Here is a 13,946-nt window from a genome sequence, read left to right as displayed (position 1 = left end):
CTCCCCGGCCGGAGGGGCTAGACTGTGCGCCACGAGGCCCTTTCCAGGCCGGCTCGCGGGAAAGGGCGGCCGCCGGCGCCCAAGGACGGACACCCACGGGAGGCGAAGATGGCGGAGCAGGCTTTCGTCCTGGTGAAGGTCAAATCGGGCAGCTCGGAACAGGTGGAGGATGCTCTCGCCGACCTGCCGGGCGTGAAGCTGTCGCATTCCGTCATGGGCCCTTATGACGTCGTCGTCTTCGTGGAAGGGCCGAACATCAACAGCCTGCGCGACATGATCATGAAGAAAATCCAATCCATCCCAGGGGTTAGGCATACCACGACGCTGCTGGTGATCTGAATGATGGGAGTCGGGCTTGCCCCCAAGCCCGACGGCGGAGGTTCCGACATGAAACCGAACAGCCCCGGCGATCCCCCCATGGCGCCCAGCCTGGTGCAGCTGGACGACCGCACCCTGGTCTCCGTGCGCCTGGCCCGGACCGCCCAGCCCCCGAATCAATTCCGCGCGGTGGCCCTTTCCGCCCTCCGGTCGAACCATCGCGTCCCCCTTTCCAGCGCCCGGACGGTGGGGTACGGCCCCAACCCGGAAGCTGCCCTGGAGGCCTGTCTCGGAAGGGTCCGGGAAACGCTGACGGCCCGTTCCGGCCGCTCCCGGCTGCACCAGCGGCGGCCCGCGCCGAATCTCTGAAGGGATGGGGCTCGGGGCTCGCAGTGTCCGGCTGACATTTTTTGCAGATTGCTCCCGCCCCGGAAGGCTGTTTCGCGCGCCCGGCCGGCACCGGCTTTTCCCTTGAAAAACCGCGGCTTAGAGGTATATTGAGGGCCCATGCCAAATTCGCGTCCGGGCTGGGCTCGGCTTGCGGCCATCCTCTGCCTCGGCTTGGCCGGGGCGGCGCTGGCTCTCGTCATCCAGGCGCCGGCGGGCTATTCCTTGCCGTCCGGGAGCCCTCAAGATTCCGGGCTCCGCCTCGCCCTAGTCGATCGCGAGCCGCTTCCCGGCAGCGCGCGAATCCCGCTCGATCAGGCCGTCGCCGAAGTGCGGCACGATTACGGCCGCTCGCTGCTGGTCCGGCTGAGCCGGCAGCAGGAAGAAGCGCTGCGCGCCGTGGGCTACGCCGTCAGGACTTTCGAGGATCCGGAGCGGGTCGGTCTGGGCTACTACAGCTTTCGCGTCCCTCCCGGCCCGCTCGGGCTTCCCGCGGATTTGACGGCCGACGAGTCGCGCCTCGCCGTCGGCACCTATCTCGTCAAGCTCGCCGGCCCGGCGCGCGACGAATGGCTCGCCGAGATTCGCGCCCTGGGCGGTGAGATCCTGACTCCGATTCCCGAATTCACCTACCTGGTCCGGCTCTCTCCGCGGCAGCGGCCGCGTCTGGCGGCGAAGCCGTTCGTCGAATGGGCCGGCCCCTACCAGCCGGCGTTCAAGCTGAGCCGCGAGCTCGCCCAGAAACAACGGGAAGGCGCCCTTCCCGAGGGGGCCGTGAAGCTCAGCGTCCTCGTCTACCGCTCCGCGGACGTCGAGGCGGCGGCGAACAAGATCCAGGCGATGCGGGGAGAGATCCTGAGCCGGATGCCCTCCGACTTCTACGACGTCCTGACGATCCGGATCGCCGGCGGCGCGATCCCCGACCTGGCCCGGCTGGCGGAGGTCTACGCCGTCGAGAGCGCTCCGGAGCCCCGGTTCGAAGACGAGTCGTCGACCCAGATTCTCGCCGGCCAGGTCGCCGGCGGCATCCCCTTCCGGCCGATTCTCGCCGAGCCGACCTACACCGACTGGCTCGCGGCGCGAAACCTGGATGGCTCGAACGTCACCATCGGCTACGTCGACAACGGCGTCCTGAACGTCGACCCGACGGGTCACACGTCGGGCCGGGTCAACGAGAGCGTCTGCGGGACCATCGGATCCGAGGGCCACGGCCAGTTCGGCGCCGCCACCGCGGGCGGCACCTGCACGCACGCCGGCGAGGGGACGACCGGGTTCAAGCTCGGGATCGGCGTGGCCCCGCTGGTCAACTTCATCAACATCCCGGCGCTGAAGAGCAGCGGCGCCTGCTCCGACGACGACGCGACGCGCGCGCGCGACACGGTGGCGTTCAGCGGGCCCAACGGCGTGCCCGGAACGATCCAGAACAACTCCTGGGGCTCGGGAGGTTTCACTTTCGACGGTAACACGGTGGAGGATGTCTCCTATACCAGCTTCGAGCGGACGTTCGACCTCCTCACCCGCGACGCCGATTCGGTGGCCGCCGGGAACCAGCCTTTGATCACCTGCTTCTCGGCCGGCAACGAAGGGAACGTCTCACCCGGCGCGACCGCCGACAGTCCCTCGAGCCTTACGCGGCCGCACGCGGCGAAGAACATCCTCACCACCGGATCCAGCTCGGTCTACCGTCCCAACGCGGGCGGCACCAACATCGACGATCGCAGCTTCTTCAGCAGCCAGGGACCGGCGTTCGACGGCCGGATCAAGCCCGACTTCATGGCTCCGGGGGGCGTGGCCGGCAACTTCGCCGCGATCGCCTCCGCCTCGGTGGCCGGATTCGGCAGCCCGACCGGCGACGGACTCCACAGCCTCTCGGCGGGGACCTCGTTCGCCACCCCGCAGACCGCCGGCGGCGCGGCGCTCCTGGTCCAGTGGTGGAAGCGCTTCGCTCCGGCGTCCCCCTCGCCGGCGATGGTCAAGGCGATCCTGGTGAACAGCGCGCGCGACATGCAGGGAGGCAACACCGCCGATCTCATCCCGAACCGCCACGAAGGCTGGGGGCGGTGGAACCTGGGCAACGTCCTCGAGCCCGGAACGCCCGCCATCGTGCCGGCCCCGCCGCTCTTCTGGAAGACGAGCGGGCTGGGCGCCGTCTACCTCGATCAGGGCGTCGTCCTCGCCAACAATGGCGACCAGTATCAGCTCCGGTTCACCCCGGCGAATCCGGCGCAGCCTCTCCGGGCGACGCTCGTCTGGACCGACGCGCCCGGGGCCGTCGGCTCGTGCCCGTCGCTGGTGAACAATCTCGATCTCGAGGTGGCGCAGAACGGCAACGTCCTCCTGCGCGGCAACGCCATCACCGCCGGCAACGGTGTGGCCGGCGGGCCGCCCGACACGCGCAACAACGTCGAGCAGGTGATCCAGCCCAATCCGTCGGGCTTCTACACCCTGACGGTGAGGGCGGTGACGCTGGCCGGAGACGGGATCCCGGGGAACGGCGACACAACCGATCAGGACTTCGCCCTCGTCGTCACGAACGCGGTCGTCTATACCGGGCCCATCCTCTCCCCCGGCGTTCTGACCCTGGCCGATGTCTGCTCGGGGACCGGCTCGGGAGGCGACACCGTCATCGATCCCGGGGAAAACGCGGTCTTCTCGGTGCCGCTGGCGAACTCCGGGAACGCGGCGGCGACGGGGGTGACGGCCAGCCTCGCTTCTCAAACGGCGGGCGTGACCATCGTCGACGGCAGCACCGCCTACGCCGACATATCCGCGGGGGGCGTCGGCAATCCGAACGCCGGCAACACCCTCACGGTCGCCGTCTCCGACAGCGTCCCCTGCGGCACCGCCGCGGACCTGACCCTGAACGTCACGACGGGACAGGGAAGCTTCGCGGTGCCCGTCCGTCTGGATGTCGGATCGAAGACGGTCACCACGCAGAACCTGACCGGGACGACCGGGGTGGTGAACGACGACGTGGCGAATCCGAGCCAGTTCACCACGCCCTCCGCGGCCGCCGGGACGATCCGCAGCGTCACGATGGACGTGAATATCACCAGCTCCGATTCCTCGTTCCTGTTCGACGACTACACGCTGAACCTGCTCTCTCCGCAGGGCACCGGCGTTCCGGTTCACAACGCCCCGCTGCCCTGCCAGTCGCTGATCACGAACTATCCCAACAACCGGCTCGCCCAGATCGGCAGCATGAATCAGTACGCCGGAGAGGACGCGGGTGGGGTCTGGACGCTCCGGGTCGCCGACAAGAACAATATCCAGTGCACCGGCGGCGGCCCGAAGGGCCCGTGCTCCCAGGCGACGCTGCACTCCTGGGCGCTGCACATCACCCGCGAGAGCGCACCCGCCTGCAACACTTGCATCGGCGCGAACCCCCCGCCCGAGGTCAGCGGCGTCGGGTCCGGCGCGCCCCTGACCCTGACGCGCGACGCCGGCACCGGCGTCGTCACCTTCGCCTGGGAAAGCCTGGGCGTCATGGCCGATTCGTACCGCCTCTACCAGGGCTCCATCGCCGCGCTCGCCGGAGCGGGCGTCACCCCTTCCAACACCGCCCCGATCGTGTGCGGCATCGCCTCGGCCGGCACGAGCCTGACCCCCGCCGGCGGCGACCTCTTCTATCTCGTCGCCGGACAGCGAGGCTCCCTCGTCGGCTCGCTCGGCGAAGCCTCCGACCCGGTGACCTACCCCCGCTCCGCGAACCAGACCTGCCCCTGATCCGCGTTCGGCGGCCCGCATTCTCCGGAAACGCGGAAATCTGCTATAACAGCCCATCGTGAATGGTGCTTGCCTGCAGCCGTTGCCACGACACCTGCAGGGCGCAGCCAGAGAGAACGACGGGACGGGGACGATTTGCCTCCACTCGTCCGAGGCGATGGGGGAGTGCCCTTCTTCGTAGGAGCAGAGCGATGCGATTCTGGCTCGCGGCATTGATCCTCGGCGCTCTCGGCCCGGCCTTCGCGGCGGAGAGCGGGGCGCCTCCTCTCAACCTCAGCCACTGCTGGATCGTCGTCAAGACGGGAGCGCCTGAGCGCGCGGCTCTCGAGAAGGCGGGCTTCCGCGTCGCGCCCACGGTCAACCGTCACGACGGCCAGGGGACCGCGTCGGTCACGGTCGAGCTGCTGAACGGCTTTCTCGAGCTGATCTACCCCGATCCCGGTGTGCCGGTGTCGCCGGCGACGCGCGCCGGCGCGGAAAAGTTCCGCTCGAAGTCGGCGTGGCGCGAGACCGGTTACTCCCCCATCGGGATTGTCTTCGATCGCACCGCGGCGACGCCCGCGAAGTTCCCTTTCGAGACCTGGAGAGTCTCCGCGGACTGGATGGAGAAAGGGGGCTTCATCGAGATTCTGACGCCGAAGGAGACGCCGAAGGCCGTTTCCTTGTCCATCGCTTCCCATCCGAAGACGCCCGAGAGCGACAACGAGGCTCTTCTGCGGGATCCCGTCAAGGGGGCGATCTTCCGCCATCCGAACGGCACGCGCCGTCTCACCGGCCTGCGCGTCGTCGCGCCGAGCGCCGCCGGCCTGCCGCCGGCCGCCTCCTACCTCGCCGGATTGGGACAGGTGAAGTTCGACGTCGGCAACCAATGGCTCCTCGAGGTGACGCTCGACGAAGGGAAGAAGGGCGTCACCAAGAACCTGCGGCCCGATCTTCCGATGGTCGTCCATTACTGAAAGCGCCCCGGGGCGAGTGGCGATCGGACGAAGGAGCCTGGTCGAATCCCCCGGGAGGCCGCGAGCACCGGGAATAGAAAGCGAACCGGCGCGATTCTGGGGCAAGGAACCAAGGAGCAGTCATGCAGGGATTCCTCGGCCGGATTCTGACGATCAATCTCATCGGCACGACCGTGGTCTTCTATGTCGCGGCCCGGATTTACCTGGTCCCGAAACTGCCCGAGCTGAACCCTCGCCGAGCCCTGCTTCCCATCCTCCTGCTGCATTCGCTCCGGCACCTCGGGTTGATGTTCCTGACGACCGGAGCCACCTACTCGGGCATGCCGCATGAATTTTCCTATCCCGCCGCGATCGGGGATCTGGTGACCTCGCTGCTCGCGTTCGCCTGCATCCCGGCCGTCATCTCGGGCTCGAAGTCGGCGCGCGCGATGGTGTGGGCCTTCAACGTTTTTGGAACGCTGGATCTCCTTGTGGCCATCACGCTCGCCACGGTCTATCATGCGCCCGACTACATGGGCGCCGCTTACTGGATCCCGGCGTTCTGGGTTCCGGCGCTGCTGGTGACCCACTATCTCACCTTCCTCATTCTGCGAAGGCCGTGGGAATGAAGCGGAGCAGGGCGGAAAAGCTCCTGGCGCGCATCCGGGGCACGGTCACGGATCGCGGGCGGCCCTGGCCCGGCGTCGAGGTCTCCGTCCGAGGAAGGACCTTCCGGGTCCGGACCGATCAAGGCGGCCGCTACGACCTTCCCTACTTCCCCTACGATTGGGAATCCAACGAGATCGTCGTGAGGTTCTGGGCCCCGTGCAGCTTGCTCAAGACCCGGGAGATCGCCGCCAAGGAGGTCCTGGTCGAGCGGGGCAGGAGCGTGACGGTCGACGTCGACTCGGACGCGTCGTTTTTCGCCGAGCCGCTCTTCATGACGATCGAAGGGGAGTTCCTAGGCAGCTTCTCGTGGGGCTACGAGCGCTGCTGCTTCGAGCCGGACGAGGGAACCGTTCCGCAGCCGCAAGGAAATGTCCCGGAGATCCGCGACCTTTGGGCCGAGCCGGTCCACGGCGCCCTGTTCGGTCGCTTCAAGGCCGACCGGGAATACCGGGTTCGATGGAAGGGCCGGATCGAAGGCCCCGGAAGCTATGGCCACCTGGGATCGAGCTCCTACCTCATGGTGGTCGATCAGGTCCTCGAATCCAGGGTGCAGTTCCCTTGGCGGACGGATTAGGGAGGGATGATGGTGGTCTCTTCAGCCTCGGCCTCGGAAGCCTGGCCGCCCTTGCCTCTCGAGGAGTGGCAGGATACCTGCGCGACCCTGCACCTCTGGACGCAAGTCGTCGGGAAGGTTCGGCTCACCCAGACGCCCTGGACGAACCATTCCTGGCACGTCGCGCTCTACGTCACGGCCCGGGGCCTGACGACCAGGACGATCCCGCACGGCGAGCGCATCTTCCAGATCGATTTCGACTTCGTCGATCACCGGCTGGTCGTGGCCAACAGCGACGGGCGCGCCGGGGGCTTCCCGCTCGAGCCGCAGACGGTCGCGGTCTTCTACGCGCGGCTCATGGCGGAGCTGGACCGGCTCGATCTGCACGTCGGCATCCACCGGAAGCCGAACGAGGTTCCCGAGGCGATCCCTTTCGACAAGGACGAAACTCATCGCGCCTACGACGCGGAGTATGCCAACCGGTTCTGGCGGATCCTCCTGCAGTCCGACCGCATCTTGAAGATCTTCCGGGCGCGCTTCGGAGGAAAATGCAGCCCGATCCACTTCTTCTGGGGCTCGGCCGATCTGGCCGTCACCCGCTTCTCCGGCAGGCCGGCGCCGGAGCATCCCGGCGGCGTCCCGAACCTGCCCGACTGGGTCGCGCGCGACGCCTATTCGGAGGAGGTCAGCAGCTGCGGGTTCTGGGCGGGCGGAGGACCGATCCCGTACGCCGCGTTTTATTCTTATGCCTATCCGGAGCCTCCCGGATTCGCGGCGGCGCCGGTAAGGCCGGCGGGGGCCTTCTACAGCAACGATCTGCGCGAGTTCATTCTTCCTTATGACGTCGTCCGGGAATCGCCGTCTCCCGATCAGGCGCTCCTCGATTTCCTGGAGACCACCTACGAGGCCGCCGCCGGCCTGGGCCAATGGAATCGCGGCTCGCTGGAGCGGCCCCAGGACCCCCGAAGCAGCGTCCACGAGAGCCGCAAATGAAGGAGCCTCGAAAGAAGACGCCCCGGAAGAAACCGGTCGATCGCTGCCGGGAATTGCGGCGCCTCCACGAGTCGGGCTGTTTCGTGATCCCCAACGCGTGGGATCTGGGAAGCGCGCTGCTGCTCGCCAAGCTGGGCTTTCCGGCGATCGCCACGACCAGCTCCGGCTTCGCCTGGTCGCGCGGCCGGCCCGACACTCGGATGACGCTTCAGGAGACGCTGCGCCATCTCCGGAGCATCGCCCGCGGCGTCGCTGTTCCGGTCCACGCCGACTTCGAGGGAGGCTTCGCGACCGCGCCCGAGACGGTCGGCGCCAATGCCGCCGCGGCGGCGGCGACCGGCGTCGCGGGACTCTCCATCGAGGACTCCACGGGCGATCCCGCGGAGCCCCTCTTCGAGTTCGCCCTCGCCGTCGAGCGGGTGCGCTCCGCGCGGCGGGAGATCGACGCCGGCGGGACGGGCGCCCTGCTCACGGCGCGCTCCGAAGGATTCATCGTCGGGCGCCCGGATCTCGCGGCGACGCTCCGGCGGCTTGCGGCCTATGCCGAGGCGGGGGCCGACTGCCTGTACGCGCCCGGGCTCCGCTCCACCGAGGACATCGTAGCGCTGGTGCGGGCGGTCGCTCCCAAGCCGGTGAACGTCTTGGTGGGCAGCGACTTCACGACGGTCTCCGAGATGGCCGCGCTCGGCGTCCGCCGGATCAGCGTCGGGGGCGCCTTGGCGCGCGCGGCGTGGGCGGCCTTCCTCGCCGCCGCGCGGGAGATCGCCGAGAAGGGGACTTTCAAGTCGCTCGCCGGGGCCGTCCCCTTCGACGAGATCAACTCCTCCTTCGATTCCGACTGACTCCAGGACCCGATGAAGGCATCGGCTCTCCGCCTCGCCAGGCTCGCCGCGACCTCGATGGCGTTCCAGCCTGCGGATGCGCCGGAATCCGGCGTCTCGGAAGATCGCCGAAGCGCGGCTTTGACACGCCGGCTGGAGCATGGCGGGCGGTTCGCGTCCCTATGCATCGTGAGATTGCACCATGTTTCAACGCCACGGGAGGGGAAGATGGCGGAGTTGAAGACCAGGCAGAACGATCGCAGCGTGGCGGGTTTCCTGAAGAGCATCCCCGACGCGCGCCAGCGCGAGGACTCGATCGCTCTCGTCAAGCTCCTGCGGGAAGCCACCCGCAAGGAGCCGAAGATGTGGGGCGCCAGCATCGTCGGCTTCGGCAGCTATCCTTATAAGTACGCCAGCGGGCACGAAGGCGACTCCTGCCTCGTCGGGTTCTCGCCGCGTAAGCAGAACCTCACTCTCTACATCATGCCCGGATTCGGCGAGTCGGCCGATCTGCTGAAGAAGCTGGGCAAGCACAAGACGGGCCAGGCGTGCCTCTACATCAAGCGGCTCGAGGACGTCGATCTTCCGACCTTGAAGAAGCTCGTCCAGCAGTCGGTGAAAAGAATGAATCGGGCCGCCTCCTGAGCCCGGGCGGCCGGGAGAATGCGCGCGCGCAGGACGAAATGGTCGGACCGGGATTCTCGAAGGCCGAAAGCGCCGCGATTCGGAGGTGGAAGAGAGCGTGAAGAGGCCCCTCGGGGTAAGCGCGATCGCCCTCCTCGTCGTCGGATTCTCCGCCCTGATGCTCTACCGCGCCGCCTCGCGGCCCCGGTTGCGTCTGGAAGACAAGTTCCTGCTGGCCTCCGCCGCCCTTTGCTTCCTGGGCCTGATCGCGGCCGAGGCGCTCTGGAGCCTCCGCGGCCGCGCTTTTCTGGCGTTTTCGCTGTGGTCGATGGGCGCCGTGGCATGTATGGTGATGTCACGGATGCCGCTGGCGTCGTCGGGGCACGGCATCCGGTTGATGGGCCCGATCGCCGGCGCGGGCCTCGCGTACGCTCTCGCCGCTCTGTACTTGCGCCGGGCCGTCTGAGGATCCCGTCCGGCGCGGAAAGGAAGGAACATGCCGAAACTATTCGTCGACAAGAAGATCACGATCAACGCTCCGGCTCCCAAGGTGTGGAACGCGCTGACCAAGCGCGAGAACACCGATGCATGGGCCCGCGAGTTCTCCAGCGGCGGCCCGCAATTCCATATCGAATCGGCCTGGGAGCTGGGCGCTCCCGTCCTCTGGAAGGGCGAGGACGGCAACACCGTCGTCAAGGGAAGCGTCACGGCCCTCGAGCCGAACAAGCTGCTGCGCTTCACCGTCTTCGACGTGCGCAAAGGGGACGCGCCGCAGCTCACCGAAGACGACGGCATCACCTGCGAGCTGAAGAAGGCGAAGGGCAAGACGACCCTGCACGTCCTGCAGGGCGATTTCTCGGCCATAGAAGAGGGGGAGAAATACCGCAATCTGAGCGCCGAGATCTGGGACCGCGTGCTGCCGAAGATCAAGGAGATCGCGGAAGCCCCCGCCGAGGAGAAGGAGAGGACCTGTGGGAAGGGCCTCGCCGAGAGCGCCGCCTTGCCGGCCAAGCTCGGAGAGGTGATCGCCTCCGTGGCCGAGAACCTGGAGATTCACTTGGATGCGCTCGACAGGAACGACGAGCGATCGAAGCACGAGTACGACGCCTACGAAAAGCTCGCCCGCGAGCACCGGGAGATCGCGCTGCAGCTGACGGCGGTCGCCGACGCCATGGTCGGCTATTGGGACCTGCCGATGGGGCACCACGATCCCGAGGCGATGGCCGATCCCAAGGTGATGCAGGCCTTCGAGAAGCTCATCCACCTCGAGCGGGACCTCGCGAGCCTGCTCCAGCGGCGCGCCGAAGACCACAAGGCGCTGCTGGCGGGAAAGTAGCCTCGCGGATCGGGAAGCCGACAGTGTTGAACTTTTTGGGCCGGGCCGGGCGGCGCAGTGCTAGAATGGCCGCTCATTCAGAGTCAGAGCGTAGGCCACGACGCCCGGGATCCTGACGGATTTCCGAGAAGCTCCAGCTTCTGTCCGTGCGTATCGTCCCTACCCCTGCATGCTGCCAGGGATTCTCTTGAGTCCGGCTCCGGACGGCCGAGGCGGGTCTTCATGATGTCCGATCGATACCGAGATTCGGCTCCGGATCCGACTTGCAGTATCGCCATGGGACTCAAGGCAGGAATCGTTCTCGTTCTTGCTTGGCTGATGGCGCCTTTCGCCATGGCGCAAACCGCGCCGGCCAAGCCCTCCCCCACGGACTTCTCCCGCGAGCCAATCATCATCGAGACGCAGAAGACTTCGGTCCGCTTCGAAGCGGACGGAACCGGCTCGAAGACCGTCCAAATGCGCATCCTCGTCCAGACGGAAGGGGGGGTTCGGCAATTCGGACAGGTGGTCCTTTCTTATAACTCCGATTTCGAGCGGCTCGCCATCAAAGGCCGCGTCGTCAAGCCGGACGGGACCCGGGTCGAGATTCCGGCAGGCGCCGTCCAGGACATGTCCTCGCCGATCTCTCAGTTCGCGCCGATGTACAGCGATATCCGACAAAAACACATCGTCGTCCCATCGCTCCGCCCGGGAGACATTCTGGAATATGAGCTTCAGTTCGATCAGCTTGCGCCCCTGGAGCCGAATCATTTCTGGTGGGCCTACGACTTCAATCGCTCCGTCATCGTCAGGAACGAAGAGCTCCGAGTCGACTTGCCCACCGCCAAGTATGTGAACGTCAAAACCCGCCCCGAATTCAAGCCACAGGTGAGCGAGGCCGACGGACGGCGAGTTTATCAATGGAAGACCGCGCACCTGGAGGCGGGGGACGACGCGCCGACGAGCGGCAAGAAACGAAAGCCGAAGAAGGAGCCGGAGAGCCCCGCGGTGCAGGTCAGCACGTTCAAGAACTGGGGAGAGGTCGGGGACTGGTACGCGAAGCTCGAGCGCGACCGCCGTCTTCCCAGCGAGGCCATCGCGGCAAAGGTCAGGGAGATCACGCAAGGGGCCGCCGGAGACTTGGAGAAGCTCCGCGCGATCTACCAGTACGTCGCGCAGAATTACCGGTACGTCAGTCTTTCCTTCGGGCTCGGGCGATATCAGCCCCATGCCGCCGCCGAAGTCTTCGGAAACCAGTACGGCGACTGCAAGGACAAGCACACCCTGCTGGCGGCCATGGGGGAGGCCGCCGGACTCCACCTGCGTGCCGCGTTGACGTCCGCCACCCACAAGGTGGACGCCGACTTTCCCTCCCCGCAGCAATTCGATCACGTCATCAGCTTCGTGCGGCTAGGGGATGAGGAGATCTGGCTGGATACGACCACCGAGCTGGCTCCTTTCCGGATGCTGCTGCCTCCGGTGCGAAAGAAGGAGTCCCTGGTGGTGGCCGGAGAGGGCAAGTCGGAGCTGCGGCGAACTCCCGCCGATCCCGCCATCCCGAACACCATGGCGACGACGATCGAAGGGACTTTGAACGATCTGGGGACGCTGGAGGCCGACGTTCGGCTCACGTTCCGCGGTGACCTCGAAGTCCTGGGCCGCCTGGGCGCGCGCGCGATCCCGCAATCCAAGTGGAAGGAGATGCTCGAATACATGGCCTCTTCCGCCGGGATCGAAGGGGAGATCTCCGAGCCGGAATTCTCCTCCCTCACCGATACGTCCAAGCCTCTGGAGTACCGATTCCATATCACCAAGCTGAACTACTTCAATACCTTCGGCAAGGACGCGGCGTTCCCGCTTCCATTCAGCCAGTTGCAGCTCATCGATCCCGATGATATCGCTGAGGGTGAGCCCATCACTCTGGGGTCCGTTCATCTCGAATACCACCTGAAGCTGCAGGTCCCTCGACAGTTCGAGATGCACTTGCCCCTGGCGGTCGACCTGAAGCGCGATTACGGGCAGTACGCCTCGAAGTACCAGATCGACGGATCGACGGTGACCGGCGAGCGCATCCTCGGTGTGCAAGTGGAGGAATTGCCCGGGGCGCGACGGAGCGATTTCCAGGCATTTCGCCGCGCGGTGATCGCGGACACCGAGCAGAAGGTCGCGGTCAAAGTCAAGGAGGGCGCCGGATCCGGCGACCTGAAAGGAGGCAAGTCCGACGAGCTCCTGGAGGCGGCAGACGCCGCCTATCAGAACCGCGAGTATCAAACCTCCGTCAACCTGCTCGAGCGACTGATCAAAGCGGAGCCGGCCCACAAGTCGGCGTACAACGATCTCGGCCGCTCCTACCTCAAGCTCCTGGAGCTCGACAAGGCCGAAGCGGCACTGAAGAAAGCGGTGGAGCTCGATCCCTACAGCCCCGAGGCCTATAACAATCTGGGTCAAGTCTATAGCGGCCGGCGACGCTATGACGAGGCCGAGCGGGCATATCGGAAGCAGATCGAAATCGTCCCGCTCGACGAGTACGCGCATCGGAATCTGGGGATGCTGCTGCTGGACCAGGAGAAGTTCGCAGAGGCGGAGCCGGAACTCGAAAAAGGCGCCTCCATCACGCCCGAAGACGCGCTGCTCCAGATGGAGCTCGGCTCCGTGCAGATGAGGCTGAACAAGCCGGAGAAGGCACAGGAATCCTTCGGCCGCGCGGTCGAGCTCGAGCCGTCCCCCATCGTATTGAACCATGTCGCCGCCGAGCTGGCGGAGAAGAAGATCCACCTCGACCAAGCCAAGGAATACGCGGAATCGGCGGTGGCTTCCGTGACGTCCGTGCTGCGCAAGGCGCGCCTCGAGGGTCTGGGACGGGAGTACCTGGCCATGGTGGAGCTTCTCGCGGTGTGCTGGGACACCCTGGGATGGGTCCATTTCCAGGCCGGCGACACAACCTCGGCGTTGCGCTACCTCACCGCGGCATGGGAATTGTCCCAGAAAGGCCTGACGGCCGATCGCCTGGGACAGGCGTACCAGCGAACGGGGAAGAGGGAGCTGGCGCTGCAGTATTACGCGTTCGCGGCAGAAGCCTTCTCGCCCCATCCGGAGGGCAGGAAGCACCTGGTCGCTCTGGTAGGAGAGAGCAAGGTGCAGACGAATCTCAACGGGATTCAGGAACGACTGAGCAATCTTCGTTCCTATTCGGTTCCCGGGGCGCAAGGCGAAGGCGACGCCGACTTCTTCGTGGCCCTGGTGCCGGGACCCAAGGTCGCGGAAGTCCGGTTCATCCGCGGCGACGAGACACTCAAGCCTCTGGGAGAGTCGCTGAAGAAAGTCGCTTTCAAGATGGAGTTTCCCGAGCCGGGCGACGCGCGCATCATCCGCCGCGGGATCCTGGCGTGTCGAAAGGTGCAAAAACCGACCGAGTCGTCTTGCACCTTCGTCCTCTTACGGACAAGCGACGTTGGCTCGGTCAACTAGTGTCGCGTCTCAAAAATCATGTTACATTCGGCCCCCGATCCATCCCGGCTCGCCGCGTTGCGCCTCGCTTGCGTACCGCCTTGGGTACGCGACGCTCTGGCGCGCCTTGCGATCCGGGCGCCTCGGCGACCTCAGCG

12 protein-coding genes are annotated in these 13,946 nt (G+C 66.4%); all 12 read left to right on the top strand.

Annotation, left to right across the window (positions count from 1 at the left end; genetic code table 11):
- Window positions 1-108 precede the first annotated feature (108 nt).
- Window positions 109-339, top strand: coding sequence for an Lrp/AsnC ligand binding domain-containing protein (locus VGR67_04485; GenBank protein ID HEV8335655.1), 231 nt, complete (start codon window positions 109-111; stop codon window positions 337-339).
- A gap of 48 nt (window positions 340-387) precedes the next feature.
- The gene (locus tag VGR67_04480) at window positions 388-687 is read left to right on the top strand and encodes a hypothetical protein (GenBank protein ID HEV8335654.1); all 300 of its coding nucleotides are present in this window, start codon (window positions 388-390) and stop codon (window positions 685-687) included.
- 138 nt (window positions 688-825) lie between these two features.
- On the top strand, window positions 826-4,431 hold the full coding sequence (locus VGR67_04475; GenBank protein ID HEV8335653.1) for a S8 family serine peptidase: 3,606 nt from the start codon (window positions 826-828) through the stop codon (window positions 4,429-4,431).
- 191 nt (window positions 4,432-4,622) lie between these two features.
- Window positions 4,623-5,387: a VOC family protein gene (locus VGR67_04470; protein HEV8335652.1), complete on the top strand. Its 765-nt coding sequence runs from the start codon at window positions 4,623-4,625 to the stop codon at window positions 5,385-5,387.
- 122 nt (window positions 5,388-5,509) lie between these two features.
- The gene (locus VGR67_04465) at window positions 5,510-5,995 is read left to right on the top strand and encodes a hypothetical protein (protein ID HEV8335651.1); all 486 of its coding nucleotides are present in this window, start codon (window positions 5,510-5,512) and stop codon (window positions 5,993-5,995) included.
- Window positions 5,992-6,609: a carboxypeptidase-like regulatory domain-containing protein gene (locus VGR67_04460; GenBank protein ID HEV8335650.1), complete on the top strand. Its 618-nt coding sequence runs from the start codon at window positions 5,992-5,994 to the stop codon at window positions 6,607-6,609. Before VGR67_04465 ends, VGR67_04460 begins: the two co-directional genes overlap by 4 nt.
- Before the next feature lie 9 nt (window positions 6,610-6,618).
- Window positions 6,619-7,581: a DUF5996 family protein gene (locus tag VGR67_04455; GenBank protein HEV8335649.1), complete on the top strand. Its 963-nt coding sequence runs from the start codon at window positions 6,619-6,621 to the stop codon at window positions 7,579-7,581.
- On the top strand, window positions 7,578-8,423 hold the full coding sequence (locus VGR67_04450) for an isocitrate lyase/phosphoenolpyruvate mutase family protein (protein ID HEV8335648.1): 846 nt from the start codon (window positions 7,578-7,580) through the stop codon (window positions 8,421-8,423). The genes VGR67_04455 and VGR67_04450 overlap by 4 nt, the downstream gene beginning before the upstream one ends.
- Window positions 8,424-8,630: 207 nt before the next feature.
- The gene (locus VGR67_04445; GenBank protein HEV8335647.1) at window positions 8,631-9,047 is read left to right on the top strand and encodes a DUF1801 domain-containing protein; all 417 of its coding nucleotides are present in this window, start codon (window positions 8,631-8,633) and stop codon (window positions 9,045-9,047) included.
- A 97-nt stretch (window positions 9,048-9,144) separates the two neighbouring features.
- Window positions 9,145-9,492 (top strand): hypothetical protein, encoded by a 348-nt coding sequence (locus tag VGR67_04440; protein HEV8335646.1) that lies wholly within the window; start codon window positions 9,145-9,147, stop codon window positions 9,490-9,492.
- Between the two features lie 30 nt (window positions 9,493-9,522).
- Window positions 9,523-10,362 (top strand): SRPBCC domain-containing protein, encoded by an 840-nt coding sequence (locus VGR67_04435; protein HEV8335645.1) that lies wholly within the window; start codon window positions 9,523-9,525, stop codon window positions 10,360-10,362.
- Between the two features lie 222 nt (window positions 10,363-10,584).
- Window positions 10,585-13,809: a DUF3857 domain-containing protein gene (locus VGR67_04430; GenBank protein ID HEV8335644.1), complete on the top strand. Its 3,225-nt coding sequence runs from the start codon at window positions 10,585-10,587 to the stop codon at window positions 13,807-13,809.
- The last annotated feature ends 137 nt before the right edge of the window (window positions 13,810-13,946 follow it).

The sequence above is a fragment of the Candidatus Polarisedimenticolia bacterium genome, from assembly GCA_036004685.1.
GTDB lineage: Bacteria > Acidobacteriota > Polarisedimenticolia > Gp22-AA2 > AA152 > DASYRE01.
This window is presented reverse-complemented; position numbering and strand designations above follow the sequence as displayed.

Coding starts and splice junctions, on each gene's coding strand:
- VGR67_04485 (HEV8335655.1), top strand. CDS start 109: ATGGCGGAGCAGGCTTTCGTCCTGGTGAAGGTCAAATCGGGCAGCTCG.
- VGR67_04480 (HEV8335654.1), top strand. CDS start 388: ATGAAACCGAACAGCCCCGGCGATCCCCCCATGGCGCCCAGCCTGGTG.
- VGR67_04475 (HEV8335653.1), top strand. CDS start 826: ATGCCAAATTCGCGTCCGGGCTGGGCTCGGCTTGCGGCCATCCTCTGC.
- VGR67_04470 (HEV8335652.1), top strand. CDS start 4,623: ATGCGATTCTGGCTCGCGGCATTGATCCTCGGCGCTCTCGGCCCGGCC.
- VGR67_04465 (HEV8335651.1), top strand. CDS start 5,510: ATGCAGGGATTCCTCGGCCGGATTCTGACGATCAATCTCATCGGCACG.
- VGR67_04460 (HEV8335650.1), top strand. CDS start 5,992: ATGAAGCGGAGCAGGGCGGAAAAGCTCCTGGCGCGCATCCGGGGCACG.
- VGR67_04455 (HEV8335649.1), top strand. CDS start 6,619: ATGGTGGTCTCTTCAGCCTCGGCCTCGGAAGCCTGGCCGCCCTTGCCT.
- VGR67_04450 (HEV8335648.1), top strand. CDS start 7,578: ATGAAGGAGCCTCGAAAGAAGACGCCCCGGAAGAAACCGGTCGATCGC.
- VGR67_04445 (HEV8335647.1), top strand. CDS start 8,631: ATGGCGGAGTTGAAGACCAGGCAGAACGATCGCAGCGTGGCGGGTTTC.
- VGR67_04435 (HEV8335645.1), top strand. CDS start 9,523: ATGCCGAAACTATTCGTCGACAAGAAGATCACGATCAACGCTCCGGCT.
- VGR67_04430 (HEV8335644.1), top strand. CDS start 10,585: ATGATGTCCGATCGATACCGAGATTCGGCTCCGGATCCGACTTGCAGT.